This is a genomic window from Paenibacillus sp. 1-8, from assembly GCF_056316205.1.
Map to the genome: position 1 here is coordinate 5,324,640 of NZ_CM149995.1, position 21,936 is coordinate 5,346,575.

General features: G+C 44.6%; 18 protein-coding genes. 8 read left to right on the top strand and 10 right to left on the bottom strand.

The window, feature by feature from the left end; translation table 11 throughout:
- Positions 1–141: 141 nt before the first annotated feature.
- Both AC0WRU_RS24570 and AC0WRU_RS24575 read right to left on the bottom strand, forming a co-directional pair.
- Entirely contained in the window at positions 142–4,020 is a 3,879-nt protein-coding gene (locus AC0WRU_RS24570) for a glycosyl hydrolase 53 family protein (RefSeq protein ID WP_476126686.1), read from the bottom strand.
- A gap of 289 nt (positions 4,021–4,309) precedes the next feature.
- Positions 4,310–5,809, bottom strand: coding sequence for a malate:quinone oxidoreductase (locus tag AC0WRU_RS24575; RefSeq protein ID WP_476126687.1), 1,500 nt, complete (start codon positions 5,807–5,809; stop codon positions 4,310–4,312).
- A gap of 532 nt (positions 5,810–6,341) precedes the next feature.
- Here AC0WRU_RS24575 and AC0WRU_RS24580 point away from each other — a divergent pair.
- The 6 genes from AC0WRU_RS24580 to AC0WRU_RS24605 all read left to right on the top strand — a co-directional run bounded on the left by AC0WRU_RS24580 (position 6,342) and on the right by AC0WRU_RS24605 (position 11,783).
- Positions 6,342–7,070, top strand: coding sequence for a nucleoside phosphorylase (locus tag AC0WRU_RS24580; protein ID WP_476126688.1), 729 nt, complete (start codon positions 6,342–6,344; stop codon positions 7,068–7,070).
- An 81-nt stretch (positions 7,071–7,151) separates the two neighbouring features.
- Positions 7,152–7,886 carry a GntR family transcriptional regulator gene (locus tag AC0WRU_RS24585; protein ID WP_476126689.1) on the top strand — a complete coding sequence of 245 codons (735 nt, stop codon included), beginning with the start codon at positions 7,152–7,154 and terminating at the stop codon, positions 7,884–7,886.
- Between the two features lie 44 nt (positions 7,887–7,930).
- Entirely contained in the window at positions 7,931–8,980 is a 1,050-nt protein-coding gene (mtnA, locus tag AC0WRU_RS24590) for an S-methyl-5-thioribose-1-phosphate isomerase (protein ID WP_476126690.1), read from the top strand.
- 81 nt (positions 8,981–9,061) lie between these two features.
- On the top strand, positions 9,062–10,261 hold the full coding sequence (locus AC0WRU_RS24595; RefSeq protein WP_476126691.1) for a NupC/NupG family nucleoside CNT transporter: 1,200 nt from the start codon (positions 9,062–9,064) through the stop codon (positions 10,259–10,261).
- A 6-nt stretch (positions 10,262–10,267) separates the two neighbouring features.
- Positions 10,268–10,882, top strand: coding sequence for a YczE/YyaS/YitT family protein (locus tag AC0WRU_RS24600; protein WP_476126692.1), 615 nt, complete (start codon positions 10,268–10,270; stop codon positions 10,880–10,882).
- A gap of 88 nt (positions 10,883–10,970) precedes the next feature.
- Positions 10,971–11,783, top strand: coding sequence for a class II aldolase/adducin family protein (locus AC0WRU_RS24605; protein ID WP_476126693.1), 813 nt, complete (start codon positions 10,971–10,973; stop codon positions 11,781–11,783).
- A gap of 311 nt (positions 11,784–12,094) precedes the next feature.
- Here the strand turns inward: AC0WRU_RS24605 and AC0WRU_RS24610 are convergent, their stop codons facing one another.
- The 4 genes from AC0WRU_RS24610 to AC0WRU_RS24625 all read right to left on the bottom strand — a co-directional run bounded on the left by AC0WRU_RS24610 (position 12,095) and on the right by AC0WRU_RS24625 (position 15,460).
- Positions 12,095–12,403 (bottom strand): hypothetical protein, encoded by a 309-nt coding sequence (locus tag AC0WRU_RS24610; RefSeq protein ID WP_476126694.1) that lies wholly within the window; start codon positions 12,401–12,403, stop codon positions 12,095–12,097.
- 287 nt (positions 12,404–12,690) lie between these two features.
- The gene (locus tag AC0WRU_RS24615; RefSeq protein ID WP_476126695.1) at positions 12,691–13,770 is read right to left on the bottom strand and encodes a glycosyltransferase; all 1,080 of its coding nucleotides are present in this window, start codon (positions 13,768–13,770) and stop codon (positions 12,691–12,693) included.
- A gap of 340 nt (positions 13,771–14,110) precedes the next feature.
- Positions 14,111–14,872 carry an MFS transporter gene (locus AC0WRU_RS24620; protein ID WP_476126696.1) on the bottom strand — a complete coding sequence of 254 codons (762 nt, stop codon included), beginning with the start codon at positions 14,870–14,872 and terminating at the stop codon, positions 14,111–14,113.
- A gap of 42 nt (positions 14,873–14,914) precedes the next feature.
- Positions 14,915–15,460: a S41 family peptidase gene (locus AC0WRU_RS24625; RefSeq protein WP_476126697.1), complete on the bottom strand. Its 546-nt coding sequence runs from the start codon at positions 15,458–15,460 to the stop codon at positions 14,915–14,917.
- A 136-nt stretch (positions 15,461–15,596) separates the two neighbouring features.
- Here AC0WRU_RS24625 and AC0WRU_RS24630 point away from each other — a divergent pair, with 136 nt between their 5' ends.
- Positions 15,597–16,358: a SagB/ThcOx family dehydrogenase gene (locus tag AC0WRU_RS24630; protein WP_476126698.1), complete on the top strand. Its 762-nt coding sequence runs from the start codon at positions 15,597–15,599 to the stop codon at positions 16,356–16,358.
- Between the two features lie 183 nt (positions 16,359–16,541).
- On the opposite strand, the gene AC0WRU_RS24635 is transcribed toward AC0WRU_RS24630, so the two are convergent.
- Positions 16,542–17,222 (bottom strand): TetR/AcrR family transcriptional regulator, encoded by a 681-nt coding sequence (locus tag AC0WRU_RS24635; RefSeq protein ID WP_476126699.1) that lies wholly within the window; start codon positions 17,220–17,222, stop codon positions 16,542–16,544.
- A 138-nt stretch (positions 17,223–17,360) separates the two neighbouring features.
- Between AC0WRU_RS24635 and AC0WRU_RS24640 the strand changes: the two genes are divergently transcribed.
- A complete protein-coding gene (locus AC0WRU_RS24640) occupies positions 17,361–18,713 on the top strand; it encodes an MATE family efflux transporter (protein WP_476126700.1) in 1,353 nt (450 codons plus the stop codon).
- A gap of 220 nt (positions 18,714–18,933) precedes the next feature.
- Here the strand turns inward: AC0WRU_RS24640 and AC0WRU_RS24645 are convergent, their stop codons facing one another.
- From AC0WRU_RS24645 to AC0WRU_RS24655, 3 genes are all read right to left on the bottom strand, one after another.
- The gene (locus AC0WRU_RS24645; protein WP_476126701.1) at positions 18,934–19,689 is read right to left on the bottom strand and encodes a MurR/RpiR family transcriptional regulator; all 756 of its coding nucleotides are present in this window, start codon (positions 19,687–19,689) and stop codon (positions 18,934–18,936) included.
- 132 nt (positions 19,690–19,821) lie between these two features.
- On the bottom strand, positions 19,822–21,516 hold the full coding sequence (locus AC0WRU_RS24650) for an alpha-glucosidase (protein ID WP_476126703.1): 1,695 nt from the start codon (positions 21,514–21,516) through the stop codon (positions 19,822–19,824).
- Positions 21,509–21,931, bottom strand: coding sequence for a PTS sugar transporter subunit IIA (locus AC0WRU_RS24655; RefSeq protein WP_476126705.1), 423 nt, complete (start codon positions 21,929–21,931; stop codon positions 21,509–21,511). Before AC0WRU_RS24655 ends, AC0WRU_RS24650 begins: the two co-directional genes overlap by 8 nt.
- Positions 21,932–21,936: the final 5 nt, after the last annotated feature.

The following is a 21,936-nucleotide window of genomic DNA, read 5'->3' on the forward strand; positions in this document are numbered from 1 at the left end:
AACCGCCTCAATAAATTTCCGAGGAGGTTCTTTAACGAATTCTCTTATGACGACAGGCCAGGCCTTTTGGGGAATCACCGACCTAATGTGATCCAGACATGCAGACAGGAAATGCAGATATGTTTTGCTTACAAGTATATCCTAGCGAATCTGGGTTGTTGCTGCGGCAATGTCCCCGAAAGCCCAATGTCCGACCGGGACATCTGACCACCTGGACGAGTCAGTGAAGGATACTGGCTCTCTCTTCCAAACCCGATTGAACAAAGTGACCGCCTCTGCCCGGCTCAGATTCTGGTCCGGCTGGAAGCTGCCATCCGGCATGCCATGCATATAGCCGGCTTGCTGTACCCGTGCAATATCGTCTTTCGCCCAGTGTCCGGTCGTATCCGGGAAGGTGGCCGAAGCTGCTCCGCTCAGATTCTTCCAGCGTGCCAGCACTGTCGCCATCTCCGCTCTAGTGATCGGACGCTCCGGTGCGAAAGTGCTGCTGCTGTAGCCCTTCATCCATCCGGCCGTTGTCACGTTATCAATCGCTTCAGCAGCCCAGTTCTGCCCAGCAACATCCGTATAGCTGGCGCGCTTCTGCGGTGCTGACGATTCCACCAACGGCTGCTTCGACCGGTCAACAGCCAGACGGAACAGGATCTCTGCCAGCTCCGCCCGTGTCATCCTACGCGCCGGTTGAAATGTCCCATTCGGGTAGCCTTGCATATACGGCCGCGAACGCTCACTCTCCTGCTCTCCGCCTGTGCTCACGATCTGCTTGTCCAGATGCAGCACTGTAAAGGTGCTGAACTTGTTTACACTAAAACTAAGCCCTGCCGGCTGGTTACCATCCCACAGCAGCGTCGGCTGCACCAGTTCCCTGGTGCCGTCGCTATGCTCCACATACACGGCCAGATTGTTCAGAAAAGCCTGGCGTTCCTCGGCAGAGCTCGGGAGCGACTGCCGCGGCAGTGGCAGCACCAGTTCTACCGACTGCCCCTGCAGATTCGTCTCGATCATCACCGGTTGGCCAATAACACGAACTTCACCCTGTCCAGCGGCTGCTTGCACGAGGCCATTCTGTTTTGCCCGTTCCGCTACCGCCTGGATCGCCGCTTCACTCTTTACCGGACTGAGCGTAAACTGACGGCTCCCGTCCATCGAAGCGAGCGTTGATGGAGACAGGATCAGACGCGCATGGTTAGTGTATACTTCCAGACCGACCCCCGCATCCGCCAGCGTCTTCGCCGTATCCTTTGGCAGGGTCAATTCAAGCTCGGTGACTTCATCCTTTGGATCAGGCATCACCAGCCGGACGGTGGAACGTCCTTCGGCCTTTACGCTGCTCAATGCCTCCCGTGCCTGAGCAGCTCCATAGCTGACCCGGTCTTTTTTCGACCCGTCGGACAGCGTTGTCCGCTGAATGACGACATTGGAGAGCATAGTACTGCTGTTCTTGCCGCCGTCCACACTCACCGTCACATTCTCGCTCTGTCCGGCAGATGTACCACCGCCGCCAGTAGATGAATTTCCGGAGGAATCTTTGCCCGGTGTTGGCGTTGTACCGTCACCCGGGTTTGTCGCCTCTGCATCCCGGACGAACGTCAGATAGAAATCATCCAGCGATCCCCACGCCCCGCCATCTGCCTGGATGGAAGCGCCCACCGTCAGCTTGCCGTCGGTTACCCGTATATCGCGAATGACCGGCTGATTCCACTGCACCCAGCCATTTACACCGGTATCTACCTTAGTTTCCTTGCCGCCGGTCGCAGCAAACAATTTCATCTGCGCGTTCTTCGCATCACCGCCCTGGATCGACATCGAGAGCTCGTAGTAGCCGGGCTTCAAACCGTAGACCGCCTGTTCCACCCGGAAATTGACCGCATCCGCCGAATAAAAATGCAGCGAATACTGGCCTGACTTCGCATCGGAAGCTTTGTTCTGGTAGTCGGTGTGCGGAGCGCTTCCGTCAACGTGAGTAATCTTCCACATGCTCTGATCGCTCTGTTCAAAACCACCGTTCACCAGCAGATTCGGCCGGCGAATCTCCAGCATCGCCTGTGCCGGATAACCGCCTTTGGCTGTCCCCTTAATCACGTAACTGCCCTCTCCCTGGCTCACCGCTTGCTCTAAGGCCGCCTGATCCCACTCCACAGCGAGTGTTCCGGTGCTGCCATCGTTATACGTCACGGTGACCGAATCCGGCAGCGAGATGTTCTCGCCCGCGTTGACCGTTAATGTTACCGCTTGGACCTCATCAACCTGGAGCGTAGCAACCGCTCCCGTGTTGACGTAGTTAAACACATTCAACGAAGGAAGTGGATGGCCCGTAAAATCAAACAGCGCCTGGTTGTCTACCGCGCTGCCGCCATAATATTTGCCCGCGTCGTCAGGGTCATATCCCGCAGCATAGCTCGCCGCCCAGCCGGAACCATATTGTTCCCACAGCCGCTTGTTCTGCTCGACATCTGCTTTTGGTCCTACCGGCAGCCAGGCTGGCTCCCAATAAAATACACCAATGCCTGCATCGCCTACATTGGACACCGCTTCAATGACATTACGTACCGACGTGGCCTGCCCCTGAGCACTGATCGGATAGTCCAGCGTCTGTCCCGAGCTTCTCGGAGCGGAATTCCCATGTCCATCGCCATCTTCAGATGTATAGGCATAGGACGTTTCCGCCACCATCACTTTTTTACCATACGTATCTGTTACCTGCTTCAGTACTGCTGTGAGATTGCTCAGTGAACCGTGCCAGAACGGATAATACGAGCTGGCAAACACATCATAGTCCACATGGTTGTCCGACAGCGCCTTCGCATAGGAAGCATAGCGGCCCGGCGTCTCCGGGTTGGTAAAATGCAGTGCCACGAGAATATTCGGATCGACGGCACGCACCGCCTGACTTCCCTTATTAAATAAAGCACTAATCTTCGTCCAATCTTTCTCCCCGATAAACGACTGGTTCGTCTCATTGCCGACCTGCACCATCCCCACATCTATGCCCTGATCGACCAACTGCTGCAGGCTGTCCCGGGTATAGTCGTACACCGCCTGTTCCTTGTCAGCAAAACTCAGATTCTGCCAGGCCTTCGGCACATGCTGCTTGCCCGGATCGGCCCAGAAATCGGAATAGTGGAAATCCACCAGCAGCTTCAGCCCGTTGTCGGTTGCCCGCTTGCCGATTTCGATCGCTCTGGCCAGATCGTTGTTCCCGCCGCCATAGCCGTTACCTTTCGCATCATACGGATTATTCCACACACGCACCCGGACATAGTTTACGCCGGATTCCTTCAGCGTCTGGAATATATCCTGCTCTGTGCCTTGCTCGTTATAGAAGCGTACTCCACTCTGCTCCAGAGAGAGAATGCTGGAGATATCGACACCTTTGATAAAATCAGACTTCAATCCTTCGACCTTCTTCACGAAAATATCCGCTGCCACTGGCTGGGTCGTATCCGTGCCGGCCTGCTTTAAGGTAAAGTGGTCCAGATAGCCCCACGCAGCCGCAGCGCCCCTGATCCTCGCTCCAATGACCAGATCGGAAGTCTGCTCGGTCAGCACGAATTTCAACGTCACGCTCCCCCATTGGTTGTAGCCTGACGTTGCCACCTCACTGCTCTGATCGGTACCTGCGAATACCTGTACATGTCCAGCTTCGGCATCGGCACCGCCCATCGATTGCACCGACAGCTCATAACTGCCTGGCTGCAGCGTCGGAAGCTTCTGACTGACCGTGACCTGCTGATCCGTCGGCGCCGCGTCGTTGATCCAATACTTGAGTGCATACGTGTCTTCGGACGGCGTAATAAGAGGATCACTGGCATAGGCATAATGCTGAATATCCACCTGATTCCAATCCGATGCTTCCACCTGCCACGATTGATCACTCCAGAAGTCCGTCTCGAACCCCCCGTTTACGACTGCCGAAACACCGGCCGATTCTGCTGCCGCCGCTGGTGTCAGCCGCATCGGCCACGAACTTAACATGATCGCCACCACCAGCAACCACCATGCCTGTCTCTTTCTTTTCATCTCTCTGTCCCCTTTCTTCAAACCCGAATACCTATAAACAACTCCACTTTTTATAAAGCGCTTACATAATTACTGTGATCACTATATCAGACACCTATGATCGGAAACATGGGAGGATTGCAACATTTTGTATTCTTATGCAAGCATTTTAGCGGTGGGAATATTTCCCACCGCTAAGCGTTGTTGTTTATGCGATTTTAATACATATCGTAAGATTAATGTGCATTTTATCAAAAAAAGTAATTCTCACAAGTGAGTAGATCCTGGGGCTAGGTTCTACATCCAAAAATTAACGATGCAGCGGTTCTTTTTCGCCCAGACCAAGCATCTGCGTTGTAGAATCATGAATTTCTTGGAAAATATCTGGGTTTTCCGCTAGTGACACACCATAAGAAGGAATCATTTCTTTTATTTTCGGTTCCCACTCTTTCATATGTTGTGGGAAACATCTTTCTAATACTTCCAGCATAACGTTAACAGCAGTAGAAGCACCCGGAGAAGCGCCGAGCAATGCAGCTACCGAGCCATCAGCGGCACTAACCACTTCCGTACCAAATTGAAGGGTTCCTTTACCGACCTCCGTATCTTTGATCACCTGCACACGTTGGCCCGCTACCACGATCTCCCAGTCCTCCATTTTGGCGTTAGGAATAAACTCGCGTAATTCTTCCAGGCGCTTTTCATTCGATAACATGACTTGCTGGATCAGGTATTTGGTCAATGCCATCTCTTTTGCGCCTGCCGCCAGCATCGTGAGGAGGTTATTTGGTTTTACAGAACAGATCAAATCCAAATTTGAACCCGTTTTCAAAAACTTTGGTGAGAAGCCGGCAAATGGCCCAAACAGCAGTGCTTTTTCGCTGCCGATATATCTTGTATCCAGATGCGGGACAGACATGGGGGGAGCACCAAGCTTAGCTTTACCGTATACTTTTGCATGATGCTGCGCGACAACTTTAGGATTGTTACATACCATAAATAGTCCGCTTACCGGAAATCCTCCAATATGTTTGGACTCAGGAATGCCGGTTTTTTGTAGTAAGGGTAGACTACCGCCCCCACCGCCGATAAAGACGAATTTGGCAGTATGGTATTCGATTTTACCGTTATCCAGATTATGCACTTTGACTTCCCACGAGCCGTCGCTCGTACGCTTAATATCCTTAATACTATGCTTGTAATTGATCTCGACGTTTTTATTTTTTAAATGGTCAAACAACATGCGTGTTAAAGCACCAAAGTTGACATCTGTTCCGGAGTCGACTTTGGTTGCTGCAATCGGTTCATTCGATGTACGTCCTTCCATGATCAGCGGAATCCATTCCTTCAGCTTTTCAGGGTCATCGGAAAACTCCATTCCTTGAAACAGAGAAACATTTGAAAGCGCTTTAAACCTCTTTTTCAAAAAAGATACGTTTTTTTCCCCGATTACCAAACTCATATGAGGTATTGGCTTGATAAAGTCCTGCGGATTATGAATCAAATTGCTGTTTACAAGAAAAGACCAAAACTGTCTTGAGAGCTGAAACTGCTCATTAATGTTTACAGCTTTACTAATATCTATAGATCCGTCAGGTTTCTCGGATGTATAGTTCAGCTCGCACAGTGCAGCATGGCCCGTACCGGCATTATTCCATTCGTTAGAGCTTTCTTCTCCTGCGCTTGCAAGTTTCTCAAACACTGTGATTTCCCATTTCGGTGCTAACTCTTTCAGCAATGATCCCAGAGTCGCGCTCATGACTCCGGCACCAATTAAGATAACGTCTGTTTTTTTCTGTATGTTACTCATAAAAACCTTCCTTATCTCTTATATTTGCAAAAAAGAGCAGGCCCTCCTGCTTAGGTGATACAAGAAGAAGGCTCCACTCAGGAACATACCTTTTCTGTCTCCATTATAACTAAATTATAGTCTATTAAAAATTATATCGACTATTATCTGATAATTATAAACCATTTCCATATGGAAAAAAAAGTGATAAATTATCCACAAGGGTCTAAGAATATAAAACGGAGGTCTTAACTCAGCTTTTTACAAAGGTTAATTACTTTTTCCTTCATTAGAACCATTTTAACCACAAGTTTTGCTTTGGCGTAGACATTAAGAAGGTACTAACAACTCATTACGTAGAACTAATTCAACATTCCGCTCTACTATACTTATGATACGGTTCACCTTAACCAGTCTATCGGTGATTGGTTGATATATTTACCGCTTATATGGCATACAACTGAATGAAAATAACATTTGACACCGCTTTCATGCTGAAGTAATATAGTAGTCAAGAGGTCAGACCTCTTAATGACTAAGTGAGGTGATCCGTGTGGATACTACTGAAATGATGTTACCTAATATTAAAGTTAAACAAGGTGCTATATCTGAACATGTTATTGTAGTTGGTAATCCTGAGCGTGCCAAAATGATTGGAGATCTATTAGATCACTCTGAGGAGCTCGCTTATTCCAGAGAATACCGTACGATCAATGGTTATTATAAAGGTAAAAAAATCACCGTTGCAAGTCATGGTGTCGGTTCTCCAGGTGCGGCTGTTTGTTTTGAAGAATTGATTAAAGCAGGTGCAAAAAAAATCATTCGTGTAGGTACAGCGGGATCCTATACAGAGGAGCTTCCTCCAGGAAGCTTGATTATCGCGGATTCAGCAGTACGAGCAGAAGGATTAACGAAACAACTGGTGCCTGAGGGCGTACCGGCTGTTGCCGACTTCAATATGTTGCTCAAACTTGAAGAAGCGGCAAAGAAAATGAAATTTAAGTATGGGCTAGGTACGATCGTTACCTTGGATGCATTCTATGCAGGTCCACTTGAGTTCCCACATATGCTGTACAAAGAGTCAGGAGCTCTTGGTGCGGAGATGGAACTTGCAGCACTCTACGTGATTGCTAGATTAAGAGGTGTCTCTGCTGTCGGGATCTTTGCACTCGATGGATATGCTTTTGGTGATATGAATGATTACAACCCACACAAAGATTTTGTGAACGAAGCCATTCAAGCCGAAATTGATATTGCTCTGGAAACGTTGCTAACCCTATAAAAATCCTACCTCCTAGAACGCTATTGTTTTTCATTATTCAACAATAGTAAGATGAAGGAAGTCGCTTTAGGAGGTAAATAAATGAAAAATATTGGAATCGAAAAAGAAACATTATCGACGCTTGCGGTAAGAACTATTATAGATCTCATTGAAAATGATGTATTCAAAATTGGAGGAAAATTGGATGCGGAGCAGAAACTCGCTGACAAGCTAAATATCAGTCGACCGATATTGCGGGAGGCCCTTCAGAAATTAGAGCTCGAAGGATACATTGTGCGAAAACATGGCGTAGGTACATTTGTCATCTCCAAAACGCCTATGTTAACGACAGGTATTGAGAAGCTAGACAGCATGACAGATCTAGTTAAGGCGCAAAACTATACGGTCGGCACGATCGGGATTACAAAGCCCGAAGTTACCAATGATGAAGATATTAGAGAGCTGCTTCACTTGAACGATGATGAAATCTTGTTATTCTTTGAGCGTATCCGTACAGCGGACAAAAAACCGTTTACCTTAGACCGAGTGTATATTCCTGAAAAATATGTAAGTGCTGATTTCTTCACCAATTATGCGAATTCATCCATATTGAGCTATCTAAGTTCTGCGCAAAATATTCAGATTTTCAGCTCTCATTGCAATTTATTTGCTGAGAATGCTTCTACGGCAGATGCTGAGAAGCTGGGCATTATTCAGCATGAAGCGCTTCAAGTTTTGGAACAAACCTTCTATTCCAATGCGAATGATCCGATATTTTATGGAAAAAGTTTGATTGTGAACAATATCATGAAATTTCATATCGTTCGTCGAAGATAAGGATCTGTAGAAGGATGAACTGAAATATTTCTTAATATAAAGGAATGATAACCATGAAAAATATCGAGTCAGTGAAATACGATGGAAAAAAAATCATCCTTCTAGATCAAACCAAATTGCCTCTGGCAGAAGTATATCTTGAAATTGAAACGATGAAGGACTTGTGGGATGCCATCTTCGAACTTAAGGTTCGCGGTGCTCCAGCAATTGGAATTGCAGCAGCATATGGTGTGGCTCTAGGCGCAAGTCAATTGACTGAAACGGATTATATTTCTTTTATCGTGAAATATGAAGAAATCTCCGATTATCTAGCATCATCCCGCCCCACTGCGGTTAACCTGTTCTGGGCACTTAATCGCATGAAGAAGACATTGGTGGATAACAAAGACAAGTCTGTCGCTGAGATCAAACAAATTCTTCTTAATGAAGCAGATGCAATCAAGAAAGATGATGCAGAGATTTGCAAATCTATTGGAGAGAATGGTCTCACTCTATTAAAAGATGGAATGACACTGCTTACTCACTGTAATGCAGGTGGAATTGCTACAGCGAAGTACGGAACAGCGCTTGCTCCAATCTATCTTGCCAAAGAACGCGGTATGGATATTAAAGTGTTTGCTGACGAGACTAGACCGCTATTGCAAGGTGCTCGCTTAACGACTTGGGAGCTTATGCAAGCGGATGTAGATGTTACCTTGATTACGGATAGTATGGCAGCGATGGTGATGCAGCAAGGTAAAGTCGATGCGGTAATTGTAGGTTGCGACCGAATTGCAGCTAATGGCGATACTGCGAACAAAATCGGTACTTATGGTCTTGCTGTTCTTGCACAAAAACACAATATTCCATTCTACGTAGCAAGTCCTCTATCGACGATCGATCTAGAGACAACAACTGGAGCTGAGATTCCTATCGAAGAACGCTCTAGTGCAGAGATTACTCATGGCTTTGGTAAACAGACGGCACCAGATGGCGTAAAAGTGTTCAACCCTGCTTTTGATGTAACACCAAATGAATTGATTACTGCGATCATAACGGAAAAGGGTATTATTCAAGCCCCTTACACCGACAAGTTGAAAGCTTTGTTCGAATAATTCAAGAAAGCCTCCTACCTCTGTATGGACAACTAGGCTGCATCACTCCAAAAGATATTCAATTATAGCGGGAGGGGTCATATGAACTTCTTTTTACTCATCAACATCATTGGTATTTTGGCCTTTATGGGAGTTGCGTTTCTTTTCTCTAAAGATAAGAAAAATGTGAAATGGAAGTCCATTGCTATACTGGTTGTTTTTAATCTTTTCTTAGCTTGGTTGTTAACGGCCTTCTCAGGTGGTCGCTGGTTTGTTGGACAAGTTGCCAAAGCCTTTACCTGGTTAGTCGAGACTGCTTTTTCTGGGGTTGGATTTGCATTTGCAAGTATGGTTCATGTTGAAAATATGGACGTTGTGTTCAGTGCGTTAATGCCAATCCTATTGGTTGTACCGTTATTTGATATATTAACTTATTTTGGGATTCTTCCAAAAATCATAAAATGGTTAGGCTGGGGGCTGTCCAAGCTCACAGGTCAACCGAAGTTTGAGTCTTTCTATGCGATTGAAATGATGTTCCTTGGGAACACAGAGGCATTAGCTGTATCGGGCGGACAATTAAAATCGATGAGTCAGCAGCGTCTATTCACGATTTCTCTCATGTCCATGAGCTGTGTATCAGCGGCGATGATTGGTGTATATACACAAATGTTGCCTGCGGAATTCGTTCTAACGGCGGTGCCACTGAATATTATTAACGCCATTATTGTGACGAGTATCCTGAATCCTGTCGTCATGACGAAGGAAGAGGATGTTGTTTTTGAAATGCAAAAGGAAGAAAAGCCACCGTTCTTCTCTTTCCTTGGTGATTCGATCCTTGCTGCTGGTAAGTTGATTCTAATCATCACAGCGATGATTATTGCATTCGTAGCCTTGGCGGCACTTATTGATAAGATTCTTCTACTCATTGCGCCTTGGCTTACATTGAGCAGTATTTTAGGAGTAATCATGACACCCTTCTCTCTACTTCTTGGTCTGTCGCTTAGTGAAGCATTCCAAACGGCTCAGTACATGGGTACGAAGTTGGTAACGAATGAATTCGTCGTGATGGCCGAGATTATGCCGATTATGGATACATTCAGTCCGCATATGAAAGCCGTTCTTAGTACTTTCCTTGTATCCTTTGCGAACTTCTCCACAGTGGGAATGATTCTAGGCTGCTTCAATGGTATTGTAAGCAAGGAAAAGGCAAATAATTTGTCTAGAGGCGTATGGATGATGATCCTTTCTGGAACATTAGTATCCTTACTAAGTGCTGGTTTAGTCGGCCTCTTCGTTTGGTAAGTTGATGTGAAAAATCAATATATCGTAGTGAAAATCCTTGTTGTCCTGCTAGGATCTGCTATTACTGCTTTTGGCATCCTATGTTTCCTAGCAGGGGGAAAGGGCATTGATCCGATTAGTACGTTTTTACTTGGTATGATGGAGCACTTGCCGTTTGCTTTTGGAACATGCAGTCAAATTTTTAATGTCGTTGTCCTATTGATCGTTCTGTTTCTGGATCGCAAAAAAATCGGCCTCGGCAGTGTATTAAATGCGATCTCGGTAGGATTCTTCATCAATATGTTCCAAAACATAGGCATAGATACTTACCTTCCTACATCTTCATGGATGATGGCAGTTCTCGGACCGATCATTCTGGGAATTGGCATAGGAGTTTATCTGTATGCTGGAATTGGTGCAGGTGCGTTAGAAGGAATGATGTTGTATCTGTCTGAGAAAACAAAGCTGTCGATGAAGTGGATTCGAATTATTTTGGATGCATCACTTGTCCTTAGTGGTTATTGGCTAGGTGGTATGGTCGGATTCGGTACCATTATCGGAATCTTGCTCATTGGTCCAACCATTGAATGGACATTAAGAGGATTGAATTTTGCCAAGAAATCTATTCATAAAATTCAATAAATATTGTGAATAGCATATAAGAGCTGTCCTGCAAGTAGCTAACACGTCTTGTAGGACAGATACGGCATGGTATACAGGAGGGATTTATATGCTAGATCATCAGCGTTATCTCAGCGATGCTGAAGCGAAAGAAATGATCTGTGAGATCGGAAGACGCGTATATAACAAAAACTTTGTTGCAGCGAATGATGGCAATATCTCCATCAAAGTGGGGTCTAATGAAATCTGGGCTACACCAACTGGAGTCAGTAAAGGCTACATGACGCCAGATATGCTCGTAAAGGTGGACCTTACAGGGAAGGTGTTAGATGGTATGCTGAAGCCTTCTTCTGAGCTGAAGATGCATTTGAGAGTATATCTGGAGAATGAAGAGACGACAGCTGTTGTCCATGCACATCCACAAGCGGCGACAGCTTATGCGATGGCAGGTGTTGCACTGGATCATGCCTATTCACCAGAAGGCGTCATTTTGCTTGGTAAAGTACCTGTATCTCCCTATGCAGCACCAGGTACGCAAGAGGTGCCAGATTCCATTGCTCCATTCTGCAAAGACTACAATGCGGTATTGCTTGCTAATCATGGTGCACTGACTTGGGGAAGAGATGCAATTGAAGCATATTACCGGATGGAATCACTAGAGCACTACTCCTTGACGCTGCTTCATACGAAGAAGATCACGGATCAACTAGAGGAGCTGAGTACAGAGCGACTAGCAGAGCTTATTCAGATTCGTGAGAGCATGGGGATTAAGACTGGTGGCAGCCTGATCTCCCGTGAAGAAGCTTTGAAGCTGGGAGAGAATAATAAGCCTCATGAGCCGTCTTCTGCACAAGTGGATCAAAAACTGATTCAATCCATCGTTGCTCAAGTAACGGAGAAGGTCCTTAAACAATTGCAGTAAACCCGGACCAATGAGGTCCGTCTATGTTTGGGTCAACTTTATCCCACCTTCCAGCTCCATAAGCGTATATCACTAGAGCAGAGGCAGCTGTGATGATTCAGAGACTTTTACAGAAGTCCGAACTCATTTAGGATCGTCTGTTCTTAAGTGCATCACGGGGCAATCTTGCGAAGTAGTTTTTCTACGACTTCGCAAGATTGCCCCGTTTTATTTAATCTGTTCCCGCTGATATCAGCGGGATAACGTGGTATTCAACAAATTTCGCCGTTACCCGAATAGATTGGATAAATTATCCAAATGCAATAGGTTACTTAGACCCACTTCTCGCTACAGTTATCGATAATGTCTGGCAAACGTGCAAGCCAGTTTTCACCGACCTCACCATAAATCGGTTTGACCTTGCTGTAAAACTCATTTGATATGTTCATTGCATACCCCACGACAATCCCGAAATATGGAGTGCATCTCTCTGATACGAGGTCGTTCCAATGCTTATGACAGCCGGCAATGATCCGCACGTCGTGCCGTAGCCAGGTCTCACGGAACAGCTCACTGATGTATATAAATTCCTTGATAAGTACCTTAAATCTTGCATTGTTAGGGAAGTGCGCGTTCCGCACGAAACCATAATCATCACCTGAGCTTTGACTTCCCAATCCTTATTGTTGACTCTAAGCGAGGAATCTGGGCACTAATAAAGACCCTATCATCGTTAACGGTGAACACCAGCCAATCATCAGCTTAGAATTGTGGGAGGTCATTTTTCATGGATCATTGGGATATATGTCGCATCATCGTAACGGTGGACTATCGTCCAAATATACCTGTCCCTCTCTAAGGTTAACTTCAAATTAGGGGTTCATGATAATATTCCATAGAGCGGTATCGACACTTAGAAAATGCCCTTTTAAATTAATCCCATTGCCTCTAGTTTCTTTGATACAACTACCTTGGAATCATAACGGGATCTGATTTTATTGGTGCCGCTGACGCCGATGGCCATCGCTTCGTCGAAATGATCCTTTATCCACCGTAGTATGTCGACCAAGCTTCTGGTTTCGGTGATTTCAAGATAGTCAACGCCGCTCAACAACACAAAACTGTCGCGACGGGGATTGCTTGAAACTAACAGGCACCCGGTCGACATGGCATCGCCGGCAGCCGTAGTCGGAAATCCGTCCGTTGCCGAAAAGTCCGTTGTGCTGCAACTAATAAACACATGATCTTGATGATATATATCTCGGACCTCTTCAGGCTCCAATAAACCGTGAAAGGTAAAGTTATCGTTGATCAACAAATGCAAATAGTCTTCCCAGTCACCTACAATATCAAGATGAAAGCTTCCGTCGAGCTGGTTGAAAGCTTCGGCCATTTGAGGGAAATTTTTACGCAGGCCTTGATGGGCTGAAAATACCAATCTGATCGGCGGAGTTTTCGGTTTTGGGAGAAGGCTGTAAAACTCTGCGTTGATCATACCGGGAACATAAATACTGCCGGGATATTGTTTAAGCACCTCTTGAACGTTGGAAAAGATCGTAGAATAATAAGAGTCCAATTTGCTAATCTCAAACGGAGTATTTGCAGACAATCCGCCGCCCGGATAGAGGGTCGTATGAAGCTTTAATTCCTGATCATATATTACCGGCAATATATTCAGCCCGCTACGGGACCCGAGAATCGTATAACCATTCGGAAGGCAGGTATTGCCGATTAAGCTGAGAGCCAAATTCAAAAAGACGCAATAAATATCGGTTATTTTTTCGGAATAAATTTGGTCAACAAGCTGGGAAAAAGAGTGGACGTTCGCCGGGAAGTTATCCGACACTTGGTTGCCCCTCCAATCCGTATATGGATTTGTAGCAAAGAACAAAGTATCCGGCCGCTGCCGGTATATTTCGTAATTTTCCCAATATCTAAACCCGCTTTGCTTCCATGGAAAATTAGTATCGATTACAGCAAGCCTTCGCCCAGGTGTTGGAATTACCATTTAAGCATCATCCCCGCTTTGAGAAGTTGATTGTAGAACTTAGTCATAATGTCTCCGTATAAGGGTTTGCCTGCATAGTACTCTCCCTATCTTTTAGTTGTTATTCTATGTCCTAGAAGTTATAAGTGTTACAGCTAAAATGCGATTCCAAAACAAAACTGGCAGGATACCTTTTTCAGGTTTTCTGCATATGAATGCACGCCCGTTTTAGGAACATGGATAAGCCTCACTTGTGATACGGTTCTCCGTACATCGCTCTAACGGCAAAATTTCTATGGCTGTATTGCCCTATATGAGACTTACACGACTCCAAGTTCGCTCCATCTTCTCAGCTTAGCTACTACCTCAATGAAGATACTGTGTTGTGAGATTTCGTTACTGAATAAACGGCAGAAATAATTGCTAGAACAACCATAATACCAGCTACCCAGGTATTGGTGGTAACAGGATAATGGTCGACAAGGAAACCACCTAATCCAGAACCCAAAGCTACCCCAAAGTGTAAAAATGACGTGTTTAAACCTAATTGAATGTCCGCAGAATCTGGAGCAGACTTGGCAAGATAACTCTGGACTGCCGGACTAAGCGCCCAAACCATCACACCGTAAAGGATAACTACAATCAACAAACTTAAGATAGATCCTGTGGCATAAGGTAATAGGAACAGCGAAGTTGCAAATAAAACTAGAAATACTAGGATAGCTCTAACCCCTCCAAATTTATCTGAAGCCCATCCGCCAATCCATTCACCTGTTATTCCAGCTACACCAAACACCAGTAAGACCATGCTAATCAAATTCGTTGATAGTCCCATTGTAGCTTGCAGGAACGGAGTAAAGTACGTATATACTGTGAAGTGGCCTGTCAGTTCCAAAACAGATATGAGTTGGATGGAAGCGATTTTTTTGCTTTTTAAAGTTGCAAGTTGTTTACGTAAAGGAATTGTTGGTTGTGCTGGAACCTTAGGTAGAAACTTCATAATTGCTGCAATAGAAACAATACTGAGAACTGACACTAATACAAATGTCATCCTCCAACCCCAATGCTCACCAATTATTGTACCTAAGGGTACACCTAACACTAACGAAGCACTTAAACCCATGAATATGACCCATACTCGGCAAAAGGTTGCAGCACCTCTGGATCAGGCAATTGGACATTCATCCACCAAATAAGACTTTGCAGGCTTGACCTTGACGACTTCATTCCGATTCAGTTCAAACCTTCCCGTGTATCTGTTGTAATAACTGACATATTCGTAGTGTTTCATCTCCTTGACGAAGAAACCGGCCAGATTGGCGGCAAGCTGATCGTCCCCGCCGGGATTGTTCCGCAGATCGATGATCAAGCCTTTTGCGTGCCTGTCCTGGAACATTTTCAATAGATCCGCCAGGCTTTTTTCAGGTGAGGTGACATTTGACTTGGGGAGAAAATGCTTGATTTTCACATATCCATAGCCGTTGCCAAGAATTTTCCCTTTAATGGGGGAAGCATCCAGATCGGCTTGAGTGAGTTTGATTTTCGTCTTCTTCAACGTCTCGAATTGATCGTCATAAGCCGTCAGCTTCGTTCGGGTAGGCTCGGACTCCCCCCAATTGCGAAATTCGACTTGTACTTCCTTGCCGATGGGCGCACGCACCATAAGTCGTCCCTGATTGAACCTCTTCACCTCATCCGTAGCCAGGAGCATAGAATAGCAAACTCCTATTTTTATTTAATAATCAAGACAGAATATCTCTTTGTTATAGTACGTGATTCATATCACTACCACGAATACCTGAACGTGTATACTTTTATAGAGTAAAGATATCATGGGAGGTTCTATCATGGGGCGATATGAACAGCAAAGAAGTTTCTTGAAGTCTAACTTTCTTGAATTTAAACATGTGAAAACAGATAAGATAAAGGGTCTGCCGAAACCAATGACCGTTAAACCTTATTCCTCTTCATCCGTCATTATTGACCTCCCGGAATGTAACGAGGACGTTGTTAAAAAACAAAATATTTATGACTGTATAAAGGAAAGAAGAAGTACCCGATTTTATTCTGAGGAAAGTTTACATCTTGAGGAGTTATCATATCTATTATGGGCTACTCAAGGAATAACAAGTACAACGAAGACCGGACTTACCCTTCGAACTGTGCCGTGCAGCGGCGCAACACATACCTTTGAAACCTACCTTTTCATTATGCGGGTGGAGGGAATTCGCCAAGGAATCTACAGATATTTACCGGTGGAACACAAGCTCTTATTTATGTCTGAATTGGATGAAATTGACCAAAAAATTGATGCCATCACATTAGACCAGCCATTTGTCCCGAATTTCTCGAAAAAGGCTGCCGTAATGTTCGCATGGAGTACAATTCCATACCGTTCCGAATGGAAATATGATATCTCAGCACATAAAAAAATTCTGATTGATATTGGACATGTTTCTCAGAACCTTTATCTGGCAAGCGAATCGATCGATGCAGGAGCTTGTGCGATCGGTATTTATGACCAAAACCTAATCGACGAGGTATTAGGTTTAGACGGTGATGAAGAATTTATCCTTTTCCTAGGCGCTGTTGGGAAAAAACGAAAATAGTCAAAAGACTCACCAATACTGTTCGTATAGCTGTATAATCTTCCTCTGGGCAAAAGAACCCCCGTCTATAGTACGGGGGTTCTGCTTTACTTACTTGTGATACGGTTCACCGTAACGGGGCTATCGGCGAAAAATAAAAAGGGAGCTGTCGCGTCGTGACAGCTGCAATTAATTAACCTAACGCTACTTCTCCTGCTCCTTTATCACCTGCTCAATCCCCAACAGAATCAGCTTCAAGCCGAACTCGAACGCCCCGTCGGTCCCCATCAGATCGAACAGCCCGTTCGTGAACATCCTCCGAAACAGTCCCGCATCCGTCTCGCTCATGGAGTTCAGAAGGCGAATCATCTCCTCACCCGGATGCGCTTCCTGGTCCTTAAGGATGGCGGAGACATTGCGCTCATGCTGATAATCGTCTAGAACGAAATAGAAGACATAGTTCACAAGCGTAGTAACCACTTGCATTTTCTGCTCTTGCTCAAGCGGCGTCGATTCCACGCAGAGCAGCATACGGTTGGTGAACCGGATGATGTCCGGTTCGTGGGGCAGCGTCATCATCATGAGCTGCGTGGAGCAGGGATATCGGCTGAGCACGCTCCGTACCGTTACCGCAAGCACCGTCAGTTGCTCCTTCCAGTCCCCCTCGGAATGGAACTCCTCCAGAATCATTCTCGATACCTGGTTGGCCAGACGCTGGTAGAGATGCTGTTTGCTCTTGAAGTACCAGTACAGAGAGGGAGCCTGAATCCCTAACCTGTCGGCCAATCGTCTCATGCTGAATTTCTCGATGCCCTCCTCTCCAAGAAGCTCCCACGAGGTTTCCAAAATCTTATCCTCCGAAATCTGAGGCTGCTGCTTTTTCATTGTCATCCGCCCTTTTATCTAACAGTGTAAGTTTATGCTTTACAGGTTCATAGGTTCATGATATCATCTAACACTGTAAGGTTCAATCTAACGGTGTTAGACTAATAACTAAAATAATGAAGAAAGCGGTGATCCAACATGGATGCAGAAAACCTCTATTACTTTGAAAAAGCACCGGTCGCAAAAGCCGTAGCTCACTTCGCTGTACCGATGATGCTAGGCACGTCAATGAATGTTATATATTCCATCTTAAATGCCTATTTCCTTGGTACACTTCACAATACTGCTATGTTAACCGCACTCGCACTAACCCTGCCGTTATTCGCAATCATAATGGCGCTAGGCAACTTGATTGGCATGGGCAGCGGTACATTCGTCTCCCGTTTGCTAGGAGAGAAAAAATATGATGATGTAAAGCATGTGTCTTCATTCGCCTTTTACAGCAGTTTAGTTCTCGGTCTTATCGTGATGGCCATGGGTCTCCCGTTGATCAATCCAATCGTTCATAGCCTGGGGGCAACGTCTGACTCCTTCGGATTCACGAAGGACTATGTCACGATTATGCTTATTGGCTCACCATTCGTCGTATTATTCTTCACGCTGGAGAATATCGTGCGTTCGGAGGGTGCAGCAATCACGTCGATGATCGGTATGATTCTCAGTGTTGTTATAAATATTATTCTCGACGCGTTAGTCATCTTCGTGCTCCATTGGGACGTGATCGGCGTTGCGTCTGCTACGGTCATTTCTAACTTGGTTGCGAGTGCATTCTACGCCTTCCATATGGGATATAAGAGCCAATTCTTAACTGTCTCCGTAAAATGGTTCAAGGCTACCAAGGACATTCTGAGCAATGTATTCAAAATCGGAGTTCCCGTCTTTATTATGAGTATCTTTTTGGGTGCAATGTCGCTCATCTTTAACCATTTTCTTGTCGAATATGGGGATCAGGCCGTAGCGGCTTACGGAATTTCATCACGTTTATTGCAATTTCCTGAGTTTATTCTGATGGGCTTATGCGAGGGAGTCGTGCCGTTGATTGCCTTCTCTTTCACAGCGAATAGATTACGCATGAAGAATGCCATTGGATTTACGATCAAAGTGATTGTGGCGTTAGCAGTCGTATTCGGCATCATCGTCTATTTGATTTCCGACCACTTAATTGGTTTATTTACAAATGACTCGCAATTAATTGAAATGGGCAGCTACATTCTACATGTGACGTTCCTATCCTTGTTCATTACAGGAATGACCACATTGTTTACCGGGATCTTCCAAGCAACAGCGCAAGGAACTGCCGCGTTTATTATGTCAATTATTCAAGGAATTACTCTGATTCCTGTGTTGTTTATCGCCAATCAAATGAACGGCTTCCACGGGGTGGTCTGGTCGCTTGTCATTGCGGACGCGGTCGCATTCCTTGTTGGTGCCATCATGGTGTATGTTTTGCGGAACAAATTGCAGCCGGATTTAGATAATTTAGTACAGTAGAAAACATATACACGCAAGAAGGCAGGATAAGGGCACTCCCGATCCTGCTTTCTTTAGATACATGGACGGGGAATAGGCTATTGTCATTTCCGCGCCCTTGAGCGGCTAAAGCCAACAATTTCGCCCTACTTGTGATACGGTTCACCATATCATCGCTAAGGCGAAATTGCTTGTGTACTTTTCTTCACGCACGTGACCGCATAAACAACTGCAAAAATGATTATTCATCAAATAGAACAAACTCAAGATATTTTCGTGCGATTACATCTAGTATCACTTCTAACCCAATCATCGAATAAACGACTTGCTTTTGATGACTTGGCAATGGGGTTGCTTCAAAAAAGAATGAATAGTCGGCATACTTAACCAAAAAATTACTTCCGAATTTAGTAATGGCTGCAATCGTTACATTTTTTATATTTAATGCTCGAACGACATCTTTTATCCTTTCTGTTTCGCCGCTAAACGAAGTAAATATAATCAAATCATCTTCTGTTATAATAGAGCTATTAATCGCCAAGTTTGTCTCGCCTGAAATCAATATATTTTGTCGATTCGCAATCATTAAATCCTTTGAAAATTCTTTTGTAAAATTATTCTGTGAGAAACCAGTAGCGTATAAAAAGACCATCCGTGCATTTTTTAACTTCTCCAGGAAAGGCTGGAAATTCGTTTGTTCCACATATCGAAAAATCCGGTCTAAATCCCGTTTTAATAATAGAGTCAAATCACTAGGCACAAGTGAGGATTGGGTCATGTCCGATCGAAGAGCATACTTTAATTCTGAAAATCCATGATATCCCAGCTTTTTTGCCAAGCGAAGCACCGAACTTTTTGAACTAAACATTGCCTCGCCTAATTCAACAATATTCATGCTAATGACATCTTGAGGCCGATTTGTTATGAATCTTACCATTTCTTTTTCAGAATCGGTCAAATCGTCATAATTTATCTTTACACGCAGGTCAAAATCCATATAGTTTCTCCTTATTATGTAGCATTATCAAGTATTATCACTTATGAAAAATTTAATGTTGCATTCTCCATATTAAGTATACTGCAAAAAAAGACTAGTAAGAGGAGATACTCTACTAGTCTGGTCAGTTTATTATTTTTTAATAAAATAAATTACAGCTTCATACGGACGAAGCTCCAGGTCATCCAGCTCTTTCTTTGTATCAGGATAATTGGATAATAACAATTTACCGGACGAATTTTTCAGTTCTTCAGGCAACGAATAGTTAACTTTGTTTTCGGAGAAGGAGCAAATGACTACCAGCTTCTGCTCTGCCAGGGTACGTGTATACCCGTAGACAGCGGAATCTCCCGGATTGATCAGCTCATAAACTCCGTCAACCACAACCGGCAACTCTTTCCGAAGACGAATTAATTCTTTGTAATGGTAATACACAGAATCTTGATCGGCCAGACAATTTTCTACATTGATCCAATCATTATCCGGGCTGAAATCAATCCATGGTGTTCCGGTTGTAAATCCATACTTTCCTCTTCCATTCCATGGCATCGGTGTACGCGCATTATCACGGGATTTCAAGAAAATGGACTCTTTAATGTACGCTTCTGGAAGTCCTTTTTCCTCAAATTCTTTCTTCATACAATAGGTCTCAATATCCTTATACTGATCTGAAGAAGCGAAGCGGACATTGCGCATTGCTAGCTCTTCTCCTTGGTAAATATAAGGCGTGCCTTTCATCATATGAAGGAGTGTCCCTAACATTTTCGCCGATTCTACGCGATACTCCTTGTCATTCCCAAAACGGGTAACTGCACGCGGCTGATCATGATTGCTCCAATAAAGCGAGTTCCACCCCCTGCCTTCCAGTTTGTATTGCCACTCTGTCATAACGTCTCGTAAATCGCTCATCTTAAAACGTATGTCTGAAAACTTTCCATAGGGTCCATAATCCAGATGCATGTGATCAAAATGGAAGACCATATTTAATTCTTCCCGATCCGGGTCTGTATACAAAATCGCTTGATCACTATTTGTATTTGCTGTCTCTCCCACGGTAACAATATTATATTTGCTCAGTACCTCTTGATTCATTTCATGGAGAAATTCGTGGACGCGCGGTCCATTGGAGGCACCGATATAATAGGATTTAGTATAGATTGCATCATCCGGTGCATCCGGCCAATCCTGACGTTTACTTATCAAGCTGATTACATCCATCCGGAAACCGTCAATTCCCGTCTCAAACCAGAATTTCATCATATCATAAATTGTTTCACGAACTTTGGGATTCTCCCAGTTCAAATCCGGTTGTTCTTTAGCAAACAGATGCAGATAATATTGTCCGCGGCTCTCGACGTACTCCCAAGCGGGACCTCCAAAAGTCGAGCCCCAATTCGTAGGTGCACTTCCATCTTCTTTCGGATCTTTCCAAATGTAAAAATCTGAAAATTCATTGTCGCGGGATTCACAAGACTTCTTAAACCATTCATGCTGATCGCTTGTATGATTAACTACCAGGTCCATAATAATCTTGATATCCAAGAGATGTGCTTTTTCCAAAAGTCGTTTAAAATCATCCATTGTTCCATATTCGGAATTAATCTTGTAATAATCTGCAATGTCATATCCATTGTCCACCAGCGGCGATTGATAAATCGGATTCAACCAGATCACGTTGATTCCTAAATCCGCCAAATAAGGCAACTTCTCAATTATTCCGTTTAAATCGCCTATTCCACTTCCAGTTGTATCTTTAAAACTTTGCGGATAAACTTGGTAAACCACACTTTTTTTCCACCAATTTTTCTCTTTCATCTTCTTACTCATCTTCATCATCATCTTTTGGCATATTGGCGACGTAGTCATTCACATATACTAACTGTTGCCTTGCTTCACTCACGGCGAAAAGTATTTGATCGGCTGTTAAATATTCATCCTCAGGTAGAACCAGTAGATAGATGAGAAGCGGTAAATTTATTCCTGCTATGATGTGAAAATGCGGGCGGTTTATATACGGTACAAATGCCTGATTAACCGATCCTCCGAGCAAGTCCGTGAACACCACTACTTCATCTTCTTCCCCTACATCTCCCAACAATACTTTGACTTCTTCCTTAACTGGTGTGTTGGTCAGGTATGCTGAAAGGGCATGAACATTACCAATACCTTTAGTTATATAGTTTAAAGTATCCTTTAAGCCTTCTGCCATTCTATCGTGGCTTGCGATGATAATTTTTCGCATATGTC